Origin of the sequence: Rhodococcus sp. YH3-3 (assembly GCF_001653035.1) — a bacterium.
Lineage (GTDB): Bacteria > Actinomycetota > Actinomycetes > Mycobacteriales > Mycobacteriaceae > Rhodococcus_F > Rhodococcus_F qingshengii.
This window is the reverse complement of the sequence record NZ_BCWH01000003.1, coordinates 846,708-863,204: the sequence shown is the minus strand read 5'-3', so window position 1 is coordinate 863,204 and position 16,497 is coordinate 846,708. Positions and strand designations below refer to the sequence as shown.

At 64.3% G+C, this 16,497-nt stretch carries 17 protein-coding genes; 1 reads left to right on the top strand and 16 read right to left on the bottom strand.

Going from position 1 to position 16,497, the window contains the following annotated elements; all coding sequences use genetic code 11:
- Nucleotides 1–3 precede the first annotated feature (3 nt).
- From YH3_RS29350 to YH3_RS29325, 6 genes are all read right to left on the bottom strand, one after another.
- Nucleotides 4–1,311 (bottom strand): dihydroorotase, encoded by a 1,308-nt coding sequence (locus tag YH3_RS29350; protein WP_003944990.1) that lies wholly within the window; start codon nucleotides 1,309–1,311, stop codon nucleotides 4–6.
- Nucleotides 1,312–1,337: 26 nt separating this feature from the next.
- On the bottom strand, nucleotides 1,338–2,282 hold the full coding sequence (locus tag YH3_RS29345) for an aspartate carbamoyltransferase catalytic subunit (protein ID WP_003944883.1): 945 nt from the start codon (nucleotides 2,280–2,282) through the stop codon (nucleotides 1,338–1,340).
- Nucleotides 2,279–2,920, bottom strand: coding sequence for a bifunctional pyr operon transcriptional regulator/uracil phosphoribosyltransferase PyrR (gene pyrR / locus YH3_RS29340; RefSeq protein WP_003944977.1), 642 nt, complete (start codon nucleotides 2,918–2,920; stop codon nucleotides 2,279–2,281). Before pyrR ends, YH3_RS29345 begins: the two co-directional genes overlap by 4 nt.
- 173 nt (nucleotides 2,921–3,093) lie before the next feature.
- Nucleotides 3,094–3,591 carry a transcription antitermination factor NusB gene (nusB, locus tag YH3_RS29335; protein WP_007728014.1) on the bottom strand — a complete coding sequence of 166 codons (498 nt, stop codon included), beginning with the start codon at nucleotides 3,589–3,591 and terminating at the stop codon, nucleotides 3,094–3,096.
- A complete protein-coding gene (gene efp, locus YH3_RS29330) occupies nucleotides 3,592–4,155 on the bottom strand; it encodes an elongation factor P (RefSeq protein ID WP_003944958.1) in 564 nt (187 codons plus the stop codon).
- A gap of 34 nt (nucleotides 4,156–4,189) precedes the next feature.
- Complete coding sequence (locus tag YH3_RS29325) at nucleotides 4,190–5,284, bottom strand: Xaa-Pro peptidase family protein (protein ID WP_003944812.1); 1,095 nt, start codon at nucleotides 5,282–5,284, stop codon at nucleotides 4,190–4,192.
- A gap of 111 nt (nucleotides 5,285–5,395) precedes the next feature.
- Between YH3_RS29325 and YH3_RS29320 the strand changes: the two genes are divergently transcribed.
- On the top strand, nucleotides 5,396–6,004 hold the full coding sequence (locus tag YH3_RS29320; RefSeq protein WP_042919837.1) for a B-4DMT family transporter: 609 nt from the start codon (nucleotides 5,396–5,398) through the stop codon (nucleotides 6,002–6,004).
- Between the two features lie 87 nt (nucleotides 6,005–6,091).
- Here the strand turns inward: YH3_RS29320 and aroQ are convergent, their stop codons facing one another.
- The 10 genes from aroQ to alaS form a co-directional block, all read right to left on the bottom strand.
- Nucleotides 6,092–6,520: a type II 3-dehydroquinate dehydratase gene (gene aroQ / locus YH3_RS29315; protein WP_003944916.1), complete on the bottom strand. Its 429-nt coding sequence runs from the start codon at nucleotides 6,518–6,520 to the stop codon at nucleotides 6,092–6,094.
- Nucleotides 6,517–7,626, bottom strand: a complete 1,110-nt coding sequence (gene aroB, locus YH3_RS29310; RefSeq protein ID WP_003944873.1) for a 3-dehydroquinate synthase — start codon at nucleotides 7,624–7,626, stop codon at nucleotides 6,517–6,519. Before aroB ends, aroQ begins: the two co-directional genes overlap by 4 nt.
- Before the next feature lie 25 nt (nucleotides 7,627–7,651).
- Nucleotides 7,652–8,161 carry a shikimate kinase gene (locus tag YH3_RS29305; protein WP_030536425.1) on the bottom strand — a complete coding sequence of 170 codons (510 nt, stop codon included), beginning with the start codon at nucleotides 8,159–8,161 and terminating at the stop codon, nucleotides 7,652–7,654.
- A gap of 13 nt (nucleotides 8,162–8,174) precedes the next feature.
- Nucleotides 8,175–9,362: a chorismate synthase gene (gene aroC, locus YH3_RS29300; RefSeq protein ID WP_063316721.1), complete on the bottom strand. Its 1,188-nt coding sequence runs from the start codon at nucleotides 9,360–9,362 to the stop codon at nucleotides 8,175–8,177.
- Between the two features lie 111 nt (nucleotides 9,363–9,473).
- Nucleotides 9,474–10,172, bottom strand: coding sequence for a S1 family peptidase (locus tag YH3_RS29295; protein WP_007728030.1), 699 nt, complete (start codon nucleotides 10,170–10,172; stop codon nucleotides 9,474–9,476).
- 225 nt (nucleotides 10,173–10,397) lie between these two features.
- Complete coding sequence (locus tag YH3_RS29290) at nucleotides 10,398–11,021, bottom strand: A24 family peptidase (RefSeq protein WP_064444579.1); 624 nt, start codon at nucleotides 11,019–11,021, stop codon at nucleotides 10,398–10,400.
- Between the two features lie 80 nt (nucleotides 11,022–11,101).
- Nucleotides 11,102–11,941, bottom strand: a complete 840-nt coding sequence (locus YH3_RS29285) for a shikimate dehydrogenase (protein WP_003944839.1) — start codon at nucleotides 11,939–11,941, stop codon at nucleotides 11,102–11,104.
- On the bottom strand, nucleotides 11,931–13,241 hold the full coding sequence (gene mltG, locus YH3_RS29280) for an endolytic transglycosylase MltG (protein ID WP_042445689.1): 1,311 nt from the start codon (nucleotides 13,239–13,241) through the stop codon (nucleotides 11,931–11,933). Before mltG ends, YH3_RS29285 begins: the two co-directional genes overlap by 11 nt.
- Nucleotides 13,238–13,771, bottom strand: coding sequence for a Holliday junction resolvase RuvX (gene ruvX / locus YH3_RS29275; protein ID WP_003944838.1), 534 nt, complete (start codon nucleotides 13,769–13,771; stop codon nucleotides 13,238–13,240). Before ruvX ends, mltG begins: the two co-directional genes overlap by 4 nt.
- Before the next feature lie 2 nt (nucleotides 13,772–13,773).
- Nucleotides 13,774–16,446, bottom strand: coding sequence for an alanine--tRNA ligase (gene alaS / locus YH3_RS29270; protein ID WP_019748361.1), 2,673 nt, complete (start codon nucleotides 16,444–16,446; stop codon nucleotides 13,774–13,776).
- Between the last annotated feature and the right edge of the window lie 51 nt (nucleotides 16,447–16,497).

Below are 16,497 nucleotides of genomic sequence, written 5' to 3'. Positions count from 1 at the left end.
GCGCTACTCCTCGCTACTCCGCAGCCGCACATTCCCGTCGTGTGCGGTGATGCGGCCACGTAACAGTGTGGTCGTGACCCGAGCGGGCAATGTCATCGACTCGTACGGAGTGTTATGCGCGACACTCGCCAGGTCGGGACCGTGGACCGTCCACTCGGCCGACGGATCGACCAATGTCAGGTTCGCGGGCTCCCCCACCTCGATGGGACGGCCCTGATCGTCGAGGCCCACGATTGCCGCGGGGCGCTCGCTCATGACCCGGGCAACACCGCGCCAGTCCAACAGGCCGGGCTGGACCATCGTCTGCACGATGATCGAGAGTGCGGTCTCGAGGCCGAGCATTCCAGGGCGAGCGGCTGCGAACTCGCAGCACTTGTCCTGCTCGGCGTGCGGAGCATGGTCGGTCGCGACGCAGTCGATGATTCCCTCGGCCAGACCCTTGCGCAGCGCGGCAACATCACTGGCCTCACGCAAGGGCGGGTTGACCTTGTTGATCGCGTCGTACGTCTCGAGCCGTGAATCGTCGAGGAGCAGGTGATGCGGGGTGACCTCGGCGGTGATCGAAATCCCTTGGCTGCGAGCCCACTTCACGAGTTCGACGGTTCCGGCGGTGGAGGCGTGGCAGATGTGAACGCGGGCGCCGGCGTCACGCGCGAGCAGTGCGTCGCGGGCCACGATCGATTCTTCGGCTGCGCGCGGCCATCCGGCCAGGCCGAGACGCGCGGCCGTGGGGCCCTCGTGGGCGACCGCACCGACGGTCAAGCGCGGCTCTTCCGCGTGCTGGGCGATCAGGACGCCCAGTGAGCTGGAGTATTCGAGCGCGCGACGCATGATCAGTGGGTCGTAGACGCAGTGGCCGTCGTCGGAGAACATCTTGACCTTGCCGACGCCTGCGGCCATGGTCGCCATCTCGGCGAGTTGCTTGCCTTCCAGGCCTGCTGTGACTGCGCCGACGGGGTGGACGTCGACGAGGCCGACTTCCTGCCCGCGTCGCCAGACGTGATCGGTGATGACCACCGAATCGGCGACGGGACTCGTGTTGGCCATCGCGAAGACCGCGGTGTATCCACCCAGAGCCGCTGCCGAGCTTCCGGTTTCGATGGTCTCGGTGTCTTCGCGGCCGGGCTCACGCAGATGTGTGTGCAGGTCCACGAAGCCGGGAAGCAGGATCTGCCCGCCGGCATCGATCACCTCGGATGCCGTGGCCGGATCGAGGTCCACGCCGATCTCGAGGATCGTGCCGTCGCCGACGAGTACGTCGGTGGGCTCACCTTCTCCGTAGATCAGGACTCCGCGGAGCAGGACACTCACGGGTGATTCTCCGTTCTCGTTTCTGGTCACAGCGCACCGTCCTCCGACCCGACCAGCAGTCGGAACAAGACAGCCATGCGCATGTGTACGCCGTTGGTAACCTGTTGCAGTACAGCAGTTTTGGAGGAATCGGCAACGGCGGATGCAATCTCCATGCCGCGCAGCATCGGGCCGGGGTGCAGGACCACCGCGTGATCGGCCAGCATCGCCAGCCGCTTCTCGGACAGGCCGTAGTTGATCGAGTACTCGCGCTGCGACGGGAAGAAGCCACCGTTCATGCGTTCGGCCTGAACCCGCAGCATCAGCACCGCGTCGAGTCCGGGCAGTTCCGCGTCGAGCGAATGCGAGACCGTGACCGGCCACGTGTGCGCACCGACCGGCAGCAGTGTCGGCGGCGCAACAAGAACAACCTCGGCACCGAGCATCGAGAGCAGCAGTGCGTTGGAGCGGGCGACACGGCTGTGCAGGATGTCGCCGACGATGGCGATCCGCTTGCCCTCGATGTCGCCGAGACGCTGGCGAAGGGTCAAAGCGTCGAGAAGCGCCTGAGTGGGGTGCTCGTGCGTGCCGTCACCTGCGTTGATGACTGCCGGGCCACCGTCGTCGGCCGCTCCGGTCCACTTTGCGATCTGGTGGGCGGCGCCCGAAGCCGGGTGGCGCACGATGAGTGCGTCGGCACCGGCCGCGCGCAGGGTCATCGCGGTATCGCGCAGGGATTCACCTTTGGACACCGAGGAACTGGATGCGCTGACATTGATGACGTCGGCACTCATCCATTTGCCTGCCACCTCGAAAGACACCCGGGTGCGCGTCGAGTTCTCGAAGAACACCGTCATGACCGTGCGTCCGCGCAGCGTCGGGAGCTTGCGTACCTCTCGTCCCAGAAGTGCCTGCTCGAACCGTTCTGCCTCGTCGAGAAGTTCTACCGCGGACTCACGATCGAGGTCCGCGATGGAAAGTAGGTGCTTCACGCGCTCTTACCCCCGGAGATGACTACCGCTTCCCTGCCGTCGTGCTCCTGGAGGAGAACCTTGACGTCCTCGGACCTCGCGGTCGGGACGTTCTTGCCGACGTAGTCGGCGCGCAGCGGGAGTTCGCGGTGACCACGATCCACGAGCACTGCGAGTTGGACCGCGCGGGGGCGGCCCAGATCGCGCAACGCGTCAAGTGCCGAGCGCACGGTGCGACCGGAGAAGAGGACGTCGTCCACGAGAACGACCAGCGCATTGTCGACGCCACCTTCGGGGACGGACGTGCGCTCGAGCGGGCGGTGCGGCTTGTTCCGGAGATCGTCGCGGTAGAGGGTGATGTCGAGAGATCCGATGGGAAGACGCACACCGGAGAATTCTTCGATCTTGGCGCGCAGTCGCGTGGCGAGGGTGGTTCCACGCGTCGGGATCCCGATCAGGACCACACGAGGGGCAGTTCCCTCGGGTCCGTCGAGTGCGGTCTTCTCGATGATCTCGTGAGCGATCCGCGCGATGGTCCGGCCCACATCCTGGGCGGACAACAATTCGCGGGTTTCGCTACCTGCCTCGGCACCGACCGGCGCCTTCGAGTTACCTGGACCTGCAAGATCGGATGGGCGAGACCCTTCGGGCACGCTCATGCAGCGACCTCCTTCTCCGCCTCACTGGACGGATCGTTAAAGGATGTCTGACGGTCCCCACCCTATCAGCCGACAGACCTGATCCCGCCGTGCGAGCAGCGACTCCGACCGGTTGTGTGCAGACACACAACGCGCTCGGTGACACTCGCACGGCGGTGGTGGAACAAAACTTGCTACTCGGTACCCGAATCCGATTCCTGCGCGCGCTGGGAGGTCGCGGCCGCAGCCGATCGAACCTGCGGCGCAACGAGAACGACCTGGCCGAGGATTCCGTTGACGAATCCCGGAGAGTCGTCCGTCGAGAGCTGCTTCGCGAGTTCGACGGCCTCGTCCACGGCGACAACCGGCGGAACGTCCGTCGCGTGGAAGAGCTCCCACACGGCGATACGCAGAATCGCACGGTCGACGGCGGGCAGACGCTCGAGCGTCCAGTCCTGCAGATGCGAGGAGATGACCTGATCGATCCGGTCCAGATTCTCCGCAACGCCGGACACCAACGTGACGGTGTAGGCCGCGACGGGTGCTACCGCGTCGTCCTTGACGGACAGATCGGAACGCTCCGACGCCAGTGCGACCGGATCGAGGTCACGTGCCTCGGCTTCGAAGAGGAAGTCGACGGCACGCTTGCGCGCCTTGTGGCGTGCACCGAGTTTCTTATGTGTGCCGGACACTCAGGAATTCACACGCCCGAGGTAGTTGCCGTCACGAGAATCGACCTTGAGCTTGTCACCGGTGTTGATGAAGAGCGGGACGTTGATCTCGGCACCGGTCTCGAGGGTCGCAGGCTTGGTGCCGCCGGTGGAGCGGTCGCCCTGCAGGCCCGGATCGGTGTGCTTGACGACGAGCTCGACGGTGACCGGAAGCTCGACGAAGAGGGGAACGTCTTCGTGGGTCGCGACCTGGACTGCCATGTTCTCGAGCAGGAAACGCGACTGGTCGCCGACGGTGGATTCGCTGATCGACACCTGGTCGTAGGTGTCGCCGTCCATGAAGATGTAGTCGCTGCCGTCGTGGTACAGGTACGTCATGTCACGACGGTCGACCGTTGCGGTCTCGACCTTCACACCGGCGTTGAACGTCTTGTCCACTACCTTGCCCGAGAGCACGTTCTTGAGCTTGGTGCGCACGAAGGCAGGGCCCTTGCCGGGCTTGACGTGCTGGAACTCGATGATCGTCCACAGCTGGCCTTCGATCTGCAGAACCAGACCATTCTTGAAATCACTGGTGGAAGCCACTTGCTTCGCGTCTCCTAGGGGTCGGGAAACCGTCTCAGACGACGGTAAGGTCTTTTGCGGTCAGTGTGAGCAGCTCTGGCCCCTGCTCACGAACAACGAGCGTGTCCTCGATCCGTACACCTCCGCGCCCGGAGAAGTACACGCCCGGCTCGACGGTCACCGCCGCGCCGGAAAGAAGTGTACCGGTGCCGAGCTTGCCGATCCCCGGTGCTTCGTGGATTTCGAGCCCCACACCGTGGCCGAGGCCGTGCAGGAACAACTCGCCGTAGCCTGCATCGTCGATCACCGCACGGGCGACGGCGTCGACTGCCGCACATTCGACACCCGGCGCGAGCGCGTCGCAACCGGCAGCTTGCGAACGCGCGACGAGCTCGTAAATCTCCCGTTGCCAATCGGAAACGGACTCGAGCACGTAGGTCCGTGTCATGTCCGAGTGGTACCCACCGACCTGGGCGCCGAAGTCGAGTTTCACGAAGTCACCCGACGCCAGGATCGCGTCGGTCGGTCGGTGATGCGGAATCGCCGAGTTGGCGCCGGCCGCCACGATCGTCTCGAAGGAAATACCGTCCGCCCCGTTGTCGAGCATCAGATTTTCCAGCTCGCGGCCGACCTCTCGTTCCGTTCGGCCAGGTCGCAGACCGCCGCGAGCGATCAACTGCGCCAACGCGACATCGGCTGCGGTGCACGCGGCTCGCAACAACTCCACCTCGTACTCGTCCTTGACCATGCGCAATTGTTCGACGAGTCCACTCACCGGTTCGAACCGGATCTTCGGCGCTGCTTCGGTCCAAGCCCGATGTTCGGCGAACGTCGCCACATGTGACTCGAACGCGAGAACGGGCGCCGTGGACTTCTCGATCAAGTGCGCAGCACTCGAACGGGCGATTTCGGCCCGAAGGTCCGGCACCTGCTCTGACACCTGCGTCACGTAGCGGCCGTCGGTGCAGATCACCGTCTCACGCTCGTCGGACGCTGAATCGGATGCACTGACGACGAGCGCCGCATTGGAACCGGTGAAACCGGTGAGGTATCTGATGTTGAGGAGATCTGTGACGAGAATCGCGTCGAGTTCGCGCTCCGAGAGGAGGCGTCTGAGGGATTCACGGCGTGTTCTGAAGTCGACCGGCATCCCTCGAACCTACCGCCCGCGCAGACCTGCCGATCAACTCGAAACTCGCGGTTACAGCAATAAGTGTGGGTTAGGCCACAAGGTGTAATGGGTTCTAGTTAGGCTGTACCCATGAATGCGTGGTTGGTACGTGGCCTCGGCATGGCCCTGATACATGTTGTGTTTCGTGCGTTGCTCGGTGCAGCGATCGCACAGTGGCCACTTCAGGGGTCCACCCTGCGCTGGCTGTCCCTGTTGATCGTCATCGTCTTCGCCGCGATCTGGGGTGGTATCGACGGCATTCGTGACCGCCGGAACTTCCCCGAACCCGAGGACGGCGCCGATCTGACCATGCTGTGGCTCAAGGCCGCATTGGTCGGCGGGTTCGTCTCCGGCGCTGCCAGCTGGGCACTCAGCCTCGTCCCCTCCCTCGAACTGACCCAGCAGGGCTTGTTCTTCGAGGTGACCTCCGGTGCGGCGTTCACGATCCTTCTCATCTTCGTCCCCGCCATGATCGCCATCACTGTCGGACGCTTCTTCGTCAGCCGTGAACAGCGCAAGAACGGAACAGCTCCGCAGACCCCGTCCCACGAGCGTCACCACGAACCGGTGCCCGTCAGCGAGGGCTACGACTCCCCCACCGAGCAGCACGCATACAGCGGAGCCGCCATGTCCGTCGAGGAATCCGACGCCGATACCGCGGTCTTCCCGGCGATCGATCTGGGCAAGCGCGAGCAGTAACGCCCGCCGTCCACACAACCGAATGCGGCCCCGAGGATATTCTCCTCGGGGCCGCATTCGTGTGACTGTTTTTTCGACTTGCCTCGTTCAGCCTCGCTCGGCGAGGAACCTGATCGCCAGCGGATACGCGGCGACGCCGAGTCCGACGATCACTCCGGTCGCAATCGGACTCAGGTAGGAGTGGTGCCGAAACTCTTCTCGCGCATGAACGTTCGAGATGTGTACCTCGACGAGACCTGCGGTCAGTTCGGCGCATGCATCTCGCAGGACCACCGACGTGTGCGTCAAGCCACCGGCATTGAGGATCACCGGTTCCCCCGCGTCCGCCGCGTCGTGGATCCAACCGAGCAGATCGCCTTCGTGATCGCTCTGACGGACGATCACCTCGACACCGAGCTCCTTGCCTGCCGCGACGCACAATTCGATCAGATCGTCGTGTGTGGTCGCGCCGTAGACCTCGGGCTGACGCTTACCCAGACGCCCCAGATTGGGTCCGTTGACGACGTTGATCCTCACAGCAGGACCGTTCCGCCGGCCGGCCGCGCATCGCGGGCAATCGCGGAGTACGCCGCAACCAGCAGACTCGGATCCGGCCCCTCGAGGCGACCCGGCTTGGCCAGTCCGTCGAGGACCACGAAACGCAGCAGCCCGGCACGGTTCTTCTTGTCGGTCTGCATTCCCTTCATCAGATCGCCGAACGCATCACCGTCGTACGACGTCGGCAGCCCGACGAGATCGAGGATCGACTTGTGACGATCCGCGGTGGCGTCGTCGAGTCGGCCCGCGAGCCGTCCGAGTTCGGCAGCGAAGACCAGGCCGACGGAGACAGCGGCACCGTGGCGCCACTTGTAGCGCTCACGACGTTCGATCGCGTGGCCGAGGGTGTGGCCGTAGTTGAGGATTTCGCGCAGATCCGACTCGCGCAGATCCGCGGCCACGACCTTGGCCTTGACCTCTACGGAGCGCCGAATCAACTCGGGCAGAACAGTTCCCGACGGATCGAGAGCTGCCTTGGGATCGGCTTCGATGAGATCCAGGATCACCGGGTCGGCGATGAATCCGGTCTTGATGACCTCGGCCATGCCGGCAACGATCTCGTTGTGCGGCACAGTCTCGAGCGTCGCGAGATCGATGAACACCGCTCCCGGTTCGTGGAACGAACCGACGAGGTTCTTGCCCGCTTCGGTGTTGATACCGGTCTTGCCGCCCACTGCTGCGTCGACCATCGCGAGCAAGGTGGTGGGGACGTGAACTACCTTGACACCGCGCATCCACGTAGCCGCGACGAAGCCGGTGAGGTCGGTCGCCGCTCCCCCGCCCAAACTCATGATCGCGTCGCTGCGAGTCAGGCCGATCCGGCCGAGCACGTCCCAGCAGAAGCCCGCCACAGCAAGATCCTTGCCGTCCTCGGCATCGGGGATCTCGATACGGTGGGCGTCGATTCCCTTCTCCGCCAACGCAGCCCGTACGGCCTCCGCGGTCTCTGCCAGCGGCGGCTGATGGAAGATCGCGACAGTGCGCGCGCCGTCGAACTCGGCAACGAGATCACCGAGCAGGCCGCGGCCGATCACGACCGGGTAAGGACTTGCGGTCTTCACCTCTACACGTACGGGTTCGGTCACTGCTCCACTACTCCGCTCCGGTTGTTCATTTGTCTTGAAGTTTCGACACCAGTTGCCCGACGACACGCGCCGGACTTCGGCCGTCGGTCCGAATCCGAATCGTGGCCGAACGCCGGTACAGCGGACGACGACGCCTCATCAACTCCTGGTACTTGACCTTGGGATCTCCGCCGGCCAGCAGCGGGCGATGATTGTTCGCCCCAGTGCGGCGAAGCCCTTCGGCGACACTGATCTCGAGGTAGATGACCGTGTGCCCCTGGAGCAGTTCGCGCGTGCGATCGGAGAGGATCGCACCACCGCCGAGCGAGACGATTCCGTCGGTGGCCTGCAACGCTTCGCGAACCACCGATTCCTCGATCTCACGAAACCGAGGCTCTCCGTCATGGGTGAAGATCTCCGGGATCGTCCTACCCGTGGTCCGTTCGATCTCGGCGTCGGTATCGACCAATTCGAGTTCGAGTGCCTGCGCGAGACGTCGACCGATGGTCGATTTGCCGGCACCGGGCGGACCGATGAGTACAGCCTTCGGCTTCATCGATACGTGAGTCCTATCGAGGCGGTCGGGCTGCGATGCCCTCGGCGTAACGACGGTAGTTGGCAGTGGTTTCAGCAATGGAATCACCACCGAACTTTTCGAGTGCAGCCTGAGCCACGACGAGCGCGACCATCGACTCGGCGACGACGCCGGCGGCCGGAACCGCGCACACGTCGCTGCGCTGGTGGATGGCAACCGCTTCCTCGCCGCTCTCCATGTCGACCGTCGCCAGAGCGCGCGGAACCGTCGAGATCGGCTTCATCGCGGCGCGAACTCGAAGAGCCTCACCATTGGTCATGCCACCTTCGATTCCGCCTGCGCGGTTCGTGGAGCGCACGATGCCGTCCGGGCCCGGGCGGATTTCGTCGTGAGCTTCGCTGCCACGACGTCGCGCGGTCTCGAAGCCGTCACCGACCTCAACGCCCTTGATGGCCTGAATTCCCATGAGAGCAGCAGCAAGTCGTGAATCGAGACGCTCGGCGCCGCTGACGAAGGTGCCGAGTCCGACCGGCAGGCCGTGGATGACGACCTCCACGACGCCACCGAGGGTGTCGCCGTCCTTCTTCGCCGATTCGATTTCGGCGATCATCGACTCTTCTGCAGCCTTGTCGAATGCGCGGACCGGGCTCGCATCGATCGCGTCGAGATCCTTGCCCGCCGGCACGGGGCCGACGTACGGCTCGGAAGCACCGATGGAAATAACGTGTGAAACGACCTCGGCACCGAATACCTGACGCAGGAAGGACCGTGCGACGGTTCCAGCGGCTACGCGGGCCGCGGTCTCGCGAGCGCTGGCGCGCTCGAGGACGGGACGCGCGTCGTTGAAGCCGTACTTGAGCATGCCGCTGTAATCGGCGTGTCCGGGACGCGGGCGCGTCAACGGGGCATTGCGAGCCTGATCGGCGAGCAGGTCCGGGTCGACCGGGTCGGCGGACATGATGGTTTCCCACTTGGGCCACTCGGTGTTGCCGATCTCGATGGCCACGGGGCCACCGAGCGTAAATCCGTGGCGGACACCGCCGATGATGGTGACCTTGTCGGCCTCGAACTTCATCCGTGCGCCACGGCCGTAACCGAGTCGACGACGGGCAAGTTCGGACGAGATGGCCTCAGAGGTCACTTCGACCCCCGCGACCATGCCCTCGAGCATCGCGACGAGGGCGGGACCATGGGATTCTCCGGCAGTTATCCAACGCAGCACGCCGACCATCTTTCCACGTCGCAGACCTCAGTTGTCACAGTGGTCCTCCCGGTGAACACAGATGGCCCACACGCACGAGGCGTGTGGGCCATCTCAGAGGTACCTGTGGGTCTAGAACAGGCGGAATCCTCCACCGTTTGCGTTGATGTCAGCCAAACCGATGTTGATGTCCGCCGAGTTGTCGGGAGCGTGGAACGGCGGCGGAAGCGGCTCGAAGCAGTACGGCGGGTAGCCGTTGCTGATCAAGCCCACCAGGCGGTCACCGACGACGAGCGGTCCACCGGAATCACCGGGAATCGAGCACGTGTGCTCGACGATCTCACCGTAGACGGAGTCGTAACCCCAGGTGATACCGCACGTGTTGCCGGTCGAACGGCCTTCCTTGCACACGATCGTGCCCGGGGCCGGCGGGGCGCCGATTCCGTTGATCGTCGTGCCGCCGACGGTACGCAGCGGAGCTACCTTGGCGTCGTCGAGATCGATCACGGCGATGTCCGAGACCGGACTCGAGTAAGAGAACCGACCGATGGGTCCGGCCTCGGGCAGGTACTCGGCGAACACCCGGTCCCCGACAACTCCGCAGTGTCCGGCGGTGAGTGCCACGAGAGAACCGGCGTTGTCGTAGCCGACCGCGGTCAACGTGCATGCTGCAACTCGGTCAGGATCGGAGTGATCCACGTCCGGCAGCAGGATTCCTGAGCCCCCGCCCAGTGCCACCGATGAAGGTGCAGGCGCGGCGCCGGCGACGCCCGCTCCTGCAGCCACAGCCGCCAAACAGGCTGCCGCAGCGACGAAAAGCCTTGTGCGCATAGGTTCCCCCGATAATCGAGTGCGAAACGAGATTCGTTTTGTCCCATTTCCGAAACCTCAGTGAACGTCAGGATGTGGACATTCGGCAAGTCCGACTCGCCGCATACTGGGACCGCGCGCTGGCAATACCCGCATTTATGAAACCGACGGTTACGTCTTTCCTGCAGTTCACCGTCCGTCGTTGAACGGTCAATAACGCCAGACTTCTCGCGGATGTTGCACTCGTCACGTCAGCCAGGCAAACACAATCGAACCGCAGGCTGCCAGGCACATCGAGGGTCCGTGCGCAATGGGCGAATTATGGGCTACCGGCCCTTGTCTTCGCAGTTCCAGCGCGGTGCCCAGCGTTGCGGTGAGCACCGACGCAGACACCAACGACCACAGCCAGGCGTCCGCTCCCACCAATCCGGTCACGGCGCCCAGAGGAAGCGAGAGCTTCACATCGCCGACGCCCATGGAACCAGGCGACATCACGTGCGCCAGGAGGTGGATTCCGGCGAGCAGTGCCGACCCCACCACCGCCACCCACACCGTTCCCGACACCGTCGCGTAGACCATCACGACGGCGTAGCCCGGCAGCGTGAAACTGTTGGGCAGCCGACGCACAGCCAGGTCGACAGTCGAGATCGCGACGCACCACCACACCACGGCGAGACCGGAAAATAACTGCACCACCGAGGTATTCAGCGCACCGACGACAACCCAGCCTGTTGCGACGGCGCACTGCGGCACACAACAGAAAGTCACGACTGGTCGATAACCGTGTCGCCGCAACCAATTGTCGACGATCGCCCGAGCACCGAAGCCAGCGACTACCCCCGAGCCTGCCAAGACCATCAACGTCCACATGGTTTCGAGCTTGGCGTCTGCCGTTCGCCAGCGGCAGACTACGAATCGTCTTGTGGACTACCTCGACACTGTGAACAGACCTAAGCGATAGCGGCTGCCATCGCCTCTCGCGGAGCGGGCTTGCCCGTGAACTGCTCTACCTGCCCGAAGGCCTGATTGAGCAACATCTCGAGGCCACCGATCACCGTGCCATCGGCCGCCTCGACAACCGAAGCAAGTGGCGTCGGCCAGGGGTTGTAGATCGCGTCGAGGACAAATCGCGCCTTCCCCAATTGCTGGGCAAAGGGCGCTGCCGCTTCCGCGGGAACGGTACTGACCAAGACCGAGGATTCGGCGCAGATCCCGCCTAGCCGTGCGTCGTCGAAGGCGACCAGATCAATGTCCAACCCGACAGCACCGCCGCATTCGATGGCACCGGATGCGCGCCCCGGATCACGCGCGACCACGGTGACCGTCCGAACTCCCATGTCGGCCAACGCGACCAATGCCGGCCGCGCGGTGCCGCCCGCGCCGACAACTACCGCCGAAGTGCCGCTGAGATCGCCGACACCGCCGGCGATCAACGCACCGCTGACTCCGTCGACGTCCGTGCAGTCGGCACGCCAACCGCCGTCGATGCGAACCAGGGTGTTGGCCGAGCCGATGGTCACCGCTCGCGGTGTGCGTTCGGTGGCATATTCGAGTGCTGCGATCTTGCCCGGCATCGTCACCGAGAGACCGATCCATTCGGGGCCGAGTGAGTCGACGAGGGCAGGCAACTGCTCGCCGGTGCATTCGATCCGCTCGTAGGTCCAATCGCTCAGCCCCAAAGCCGCGTACGCCGCAAGATGCAGCAACGGGGACTTCGAGTGAGCGATCGGGCTTCCGAGAACTGCCGCCTTACGTGGCGTCGCGAGCGAAGTCGCGGTACTACCGTCCACTGTCGAGAATCCCACTTTGCTGTGCCAGTTCGATGTTGGCCAAATGCTCCTCGTAGCTCTTGGTGAAGAGCGTCTGGCCTTCCTTGTTGATCGTGACGAAGTACAACCAGTCACCGGCCGCCGGCGATTCCACGGCCTTCAGCGCGTCGATGCTCGGCGAAGCGATGGGCGTTGCAGGCAGACCCGGCATTGCGTACGTGTTCCACGGCGTGACGCGCTCACGGTCGGCATCCGTGGTTGCGACCTCGGTGGTGTCGAGTGAGTAGTTGACCGTGGAGTCGAACTGCAGAGGCTGATCGACTGCGAGTCGGTTGACGATCACCCGCGCGACCTTGGCCATGTCTGCGGGCAACGCCTCACGCTCGACCAGCGACGCTGCCACCAACAACTGGTACGGAGACATTCCGACCCCGCTGCCGGCTGTCAGAATTCCCGTGGCCTCGTACTTGGCGGCGCTACCCTCGACCAACGACCGCAGGATCTCGGTGGGCGTCGCAGTGGGATCGAAATCCCAACTGCTGGCGGCGATCAGGCCTTCGAGCTGACGGTCCTTGTCCGGCACGCTCTTGACCGACGACATCGCCCATTCGGGCACGCCGAGCGAAGCCAGATCGGAAGATGCTCCCGCAGTGTTCAATTCGTCTGTCGAGACACATTTCTGAGCGGAAACCGGGCCGACACAACTCGCCTCGGAAATGAGGTTGTAGATGCCCTTCTTGAGCGAGCCGGTCTGCGCGTCCGAACTGTCGTGCAGCTGACGCCCTTCGGCGATGACAACACTGCCGACTCGGGAGTCCGGGGCAACCAAGGTGTCGAGTGCGCTCGCGGCGCTACTCTGCACCGGCACCTGGTAGAAGCCGGGTTGCACCTTCTGGATCTCAGACGGATTGGCGATCGCCGCGTTGTAGAAAGCAGCGGAACTCGCGACGACGTTCTTCGCCTCGAGCGTCGCACCGATCTCCGATGCGGTTTCTCCACTGTTGATCTGGATGACCACGGGTGCGCCGCCGGGGCCGGCAAAATCCTCCGCGGTCTTGTTGCGATCCATGTACCAGAGAGCGCCGTATGCACCGACACCGAGGACTGCGATCACCAACACCAGCAGGGCGAGAACGCCGACCTTCTTGCCACGCTTGGCGCGCTTGTTGCGCGCTTCGCGTTGCTTGCGTGCCTCGGCTCGCGACATGTGCGGCGGATCGATGTTCTGCGGCAGTGCACGCATGACCATGGTCTCGTCGTTGTCGAAGTCGAACGAACTGGTGGGCCGGCTTCCGCCGCCCTCATCCCACCGCGCGTTCACAGATCGCCCTCCAGTGCAGCGTCCTTCGACGACTCCCCTGGTTTCACAGCTCTACTCCGCTCGTCCAGCCAGCCTTGCAGGATTTCCACCGCCGCAGCCTGATCGATCATCGGTCGCTGGCCGCGTGCCTTGACTCCACTTTCGCGGAGATTGCGCGCAGCCGTGACGGTCGTCAGTCGTTCGTCGGACAGTCTCACCGGGATCGGTTCGACGGCCCGCTGCAGTCGTTTGGCGAATGCAGTCGCGATACCGGCGGCTTTACCTTGCTCACCGCGCAGCGTCTGTGGCAGTCCGACGATAACCTCAACGGCCTCGTATTCGGACACGATGGCGATAATGCGCCGGATATCCGGCGCGTCGGGCCCACGCTCCTTCGAGCGTGGAACCGTTTCCACCGGTGTCGCGAGGATGCCGTCGGGGTCGCTGGACGCGACGCCGATGCGAACACTGCCCACGTCGATGGCGATGCGCCGCCCGCGACCAGGGTCGTCGATGCCGGGGCGATCGGGACCCTGCTGCGTAGCCACCACCGTCAGCTGCCGCCCGCCAGCTCTCCGACTCTGTCCCGGATCGCATCGAGCGCCGCCGGGATTCCTGCGGAGTCCGAACCCGAACCCTGGGCCATGTCGGGTTTTCCGCCGCCGCGGCCACCGATCTTGGGACCGAACGACGCGACCAGCTCGCCGGCCTTCACACCGAGACCTTGAGCTGCCTTGCTCGAGGCGACCACGAACGGAACCTTGCCGTCGACGTCACCGAGCAGAGCTACGACGGCAGGTTCGGAGCCGAGGCGACCCTTGATGTCCGTGACGAGGCTGCGCAGGTCGTTTCCGCCGACTCCGGCGGGAGCAGGCTCGGCGATGACGAGGACACTGCCGATGCGCTTGGCCTTGGCGACGTACTCGCCTGCCGACGCCAGCACAGCCTTGGCCTTGGTCTGCTCGAGTTCCTTCTCGGCCACCTTGAGTCGCTCGACGAGCGCCTCGACGCGGGCGGGCACCTCTTCCGAAGGAACCTTCAGCGAGGAGGAGAGTCCGGCCAGGAGCGCGCGTTCCTTGGCGAGGTAGCGGTAGGAGTCCAAACCGACGTACGCCTCGACGCGTCGGATTCCGGAGCCGACCGACTGCTCACCGAGCAGCGTGACCTGACCGATCTGTGCGGAGCTTCCGACGTGAGTGCCACCGCACAGTTCCATCGAGAACGGGCCGCCGATTTCGACGACACGAACCTCGTCGCCGTAGTTCTCACCGAAGAGTGCCATCGCACCCATCGCCTTGGCCTTGTCGAGATCCGTGACAAATGTGTTGACCGCGTAGTTCGACGCCACGGCTTCGTTGGTAAGTGCCTCGATGTCCTGCTTCTGGGAGTCGGACAGCGCGCCCTGCCACGAGAAGTCGAAGCGGAGGTAACCCGGCTTGTTGAGCGAGCCTGCCTGCACCGCGTTGGGGCCGAGCACCTGACGCAGTGCAGCGTGCACCATGTGGGTGCCGGAGTGCCCCTGGGTTGCACCCTTGCGCCACTCGGCGTCGACGTGCGCGAGTACGACGTCGCCCTCGGTGATCTCACCCTTCTGCACCGTCACCTTGTGCGTCCAGACCTTCTTGGCGATCTTCTGTACGTCGTTGACCTTGGCTTCGAGGCCCGGCGCGGTGAGCGAACCGATGTCGGCGATCTGTCCACCGGACTCTGCGTAGAGCGGGCTTCGGTCGAGGATGACCTCGACGTCCTGACCGGCCTTCGCTACCGGGACACGGACGCCGTCGACGATCAGTGCGAGGACGTGAGCCTCGGAGACGAGTTCGTCGAAACCGGTGAACTCGGTGGCGCCTCGGTCGAGCAGTTCCTTGTAGACCGTGAGGTCGGCGTGGGCGTGCTTACGAGCCTGAGCGTCGTCCTTGGCGCGCTTGCGCTGCTCGGCCATGAGCGTGCGGAAGCCGTCCTCGTCCACGGTGAGACCGGCCTCGGACGCCATCTCGAGCGTGAGGTCGATCGGGAAGCCGTAGGTGTCGTGCAGTGCAAACGCCTGATCGCCGGCGATGACCGACTTTCCGGACGACTTGACCGTCTCGGCAGCATTCTCGAACAGAGCAGAACCCGAAGCCAGCGTCTTGAGGAACGCGGTCTCCTCGCCGACGGCAACGTTCTCGATGCGCGTGAAGTCGGTTTCCAGAACCGGGTACGACGGCGCCATCGTGTCGCGGACGACGATCATGAACTCGCGCATGGTGGGCTGCTCGCTGCCGAGCAGTTTGGCCGAACGCACGATGCGACGCAGCAACCGGCGCAGGACGTAGCCGCGGCCGTAGTTGCCGGGGTTCACACCGTCGGCGATCAACATCGCTGCGGTGCGTGCGTGGTCGGCGATGACGCGGAAACGGACGTCTGAAGTGTGGTCGGTCCCGTAGACACTGCCGGTCAGTTCGGCGGCCTTGTCGATGACGGGGCGGAGAAGATCTGTCTCGTAGACGTTTTCGACGCCCTGCAGGAGGAACGCAACGCGCTCGACGCCCATGCCGGTGTCGATGTTCTTCTTCGGCAACGGTCCGAGGATCGGGTAGTCGCCCTTGTTGGTGCCCTCGCCGCGCTCGTTCTGCATGAACACGAGGTTCCAGATCTCGATGTAGCGATCCTCGTCGGCTTCGGGGCCACCCTCGACGCCGTATTCGGCGCCGCGGTCGTAGAAGATCTCCGAGCAGGGGCCGCACGGCCCGGGAATGCCCATGGACCAGTAGTTGTCCTTCATGCCGCGGCGCTGGATGCGCTCTTCGGGCACTCCTACCTCGTCGCGCCAGATCGAGAACGCTTCGTCGTCGTCGAGGTAGACGGTGGCCCACAGGCGCGTGGGATCGATGCCGTATCCGCCGTCCTCGACCGAACCTGTCAGCAACTGCCAGGCGTGGGAGATGGCTTCCTTCTTGAAGTAGTCACCGAAGGAGAAGTTGCCCGCCATCTGGAAGAAGGTGTTGTGGCGGGTGGTGATGCCGACCTCTTCGATGTCCAGGGTGCGGACGCACTTCTGCACGGACGTCGCCCGTGAGTAGGACGGCGTCTGCTGCCCGAGGAAGAACGGCACGAACGGAACCATGCCCGCGTTGACGAACAGAAGGTTCGGGTCGTCGAGAATCAGCGAGGCGCTGGGCACCTCGGTGTGGCCGGCCTTGACGAAGTGGTCGAGGAATCGCCTGCGGATCTCGTGGGTTTGCACTAACCGGTCCTTACCTTCAAGAGCGTCGAGCTATGGGTGTCCAGACTAACG

Coding starts and splice junctions, on each gene's coding strand:
- pyrR (WP_003944977.1), bottom strand. CDS start 2,920: ATGAGCGTGCCCGAAGGGTCTCGCCCATCCGATCTTGCAGGTCCAGGT.
- YH3_RS29325 (WP_003944812.1), bottom strand. CDS start 5,284: ATGCCGGTCGACTTCAGAACACGCCGTGAATCCCTCAGACGCCTCCTC.
- YH3_RS29320 (WP_042919837.1), top strand. CDS start 5,396: ATGAATGCGTGGTTGGTACGTGGCCTCGGCATGGCCCTGATACATGTT.
- YH3_RS29305 (WP_030536425.1), bottom strand. CDS start 8,161: ATGAAGCCGAAGGCTGTACTCATCGGTCCGCCCGGTGCCGGCAAATCG.
- YH3_RS29295 (WP_007728030.1), bottom strand. CDS start 10,172: ATGCGCACAAGGCTTTTCGTCGCTGCGGCAGCCTGTTTGGCGGCTGTG.
- YH3_RS29290 (WP_064444579.1), bottom strand. CDS start 11,021: ATGTGGACGTTGATGGTCTTGGCAGGCTCGGGGGTAGTCGCTGGCTTC.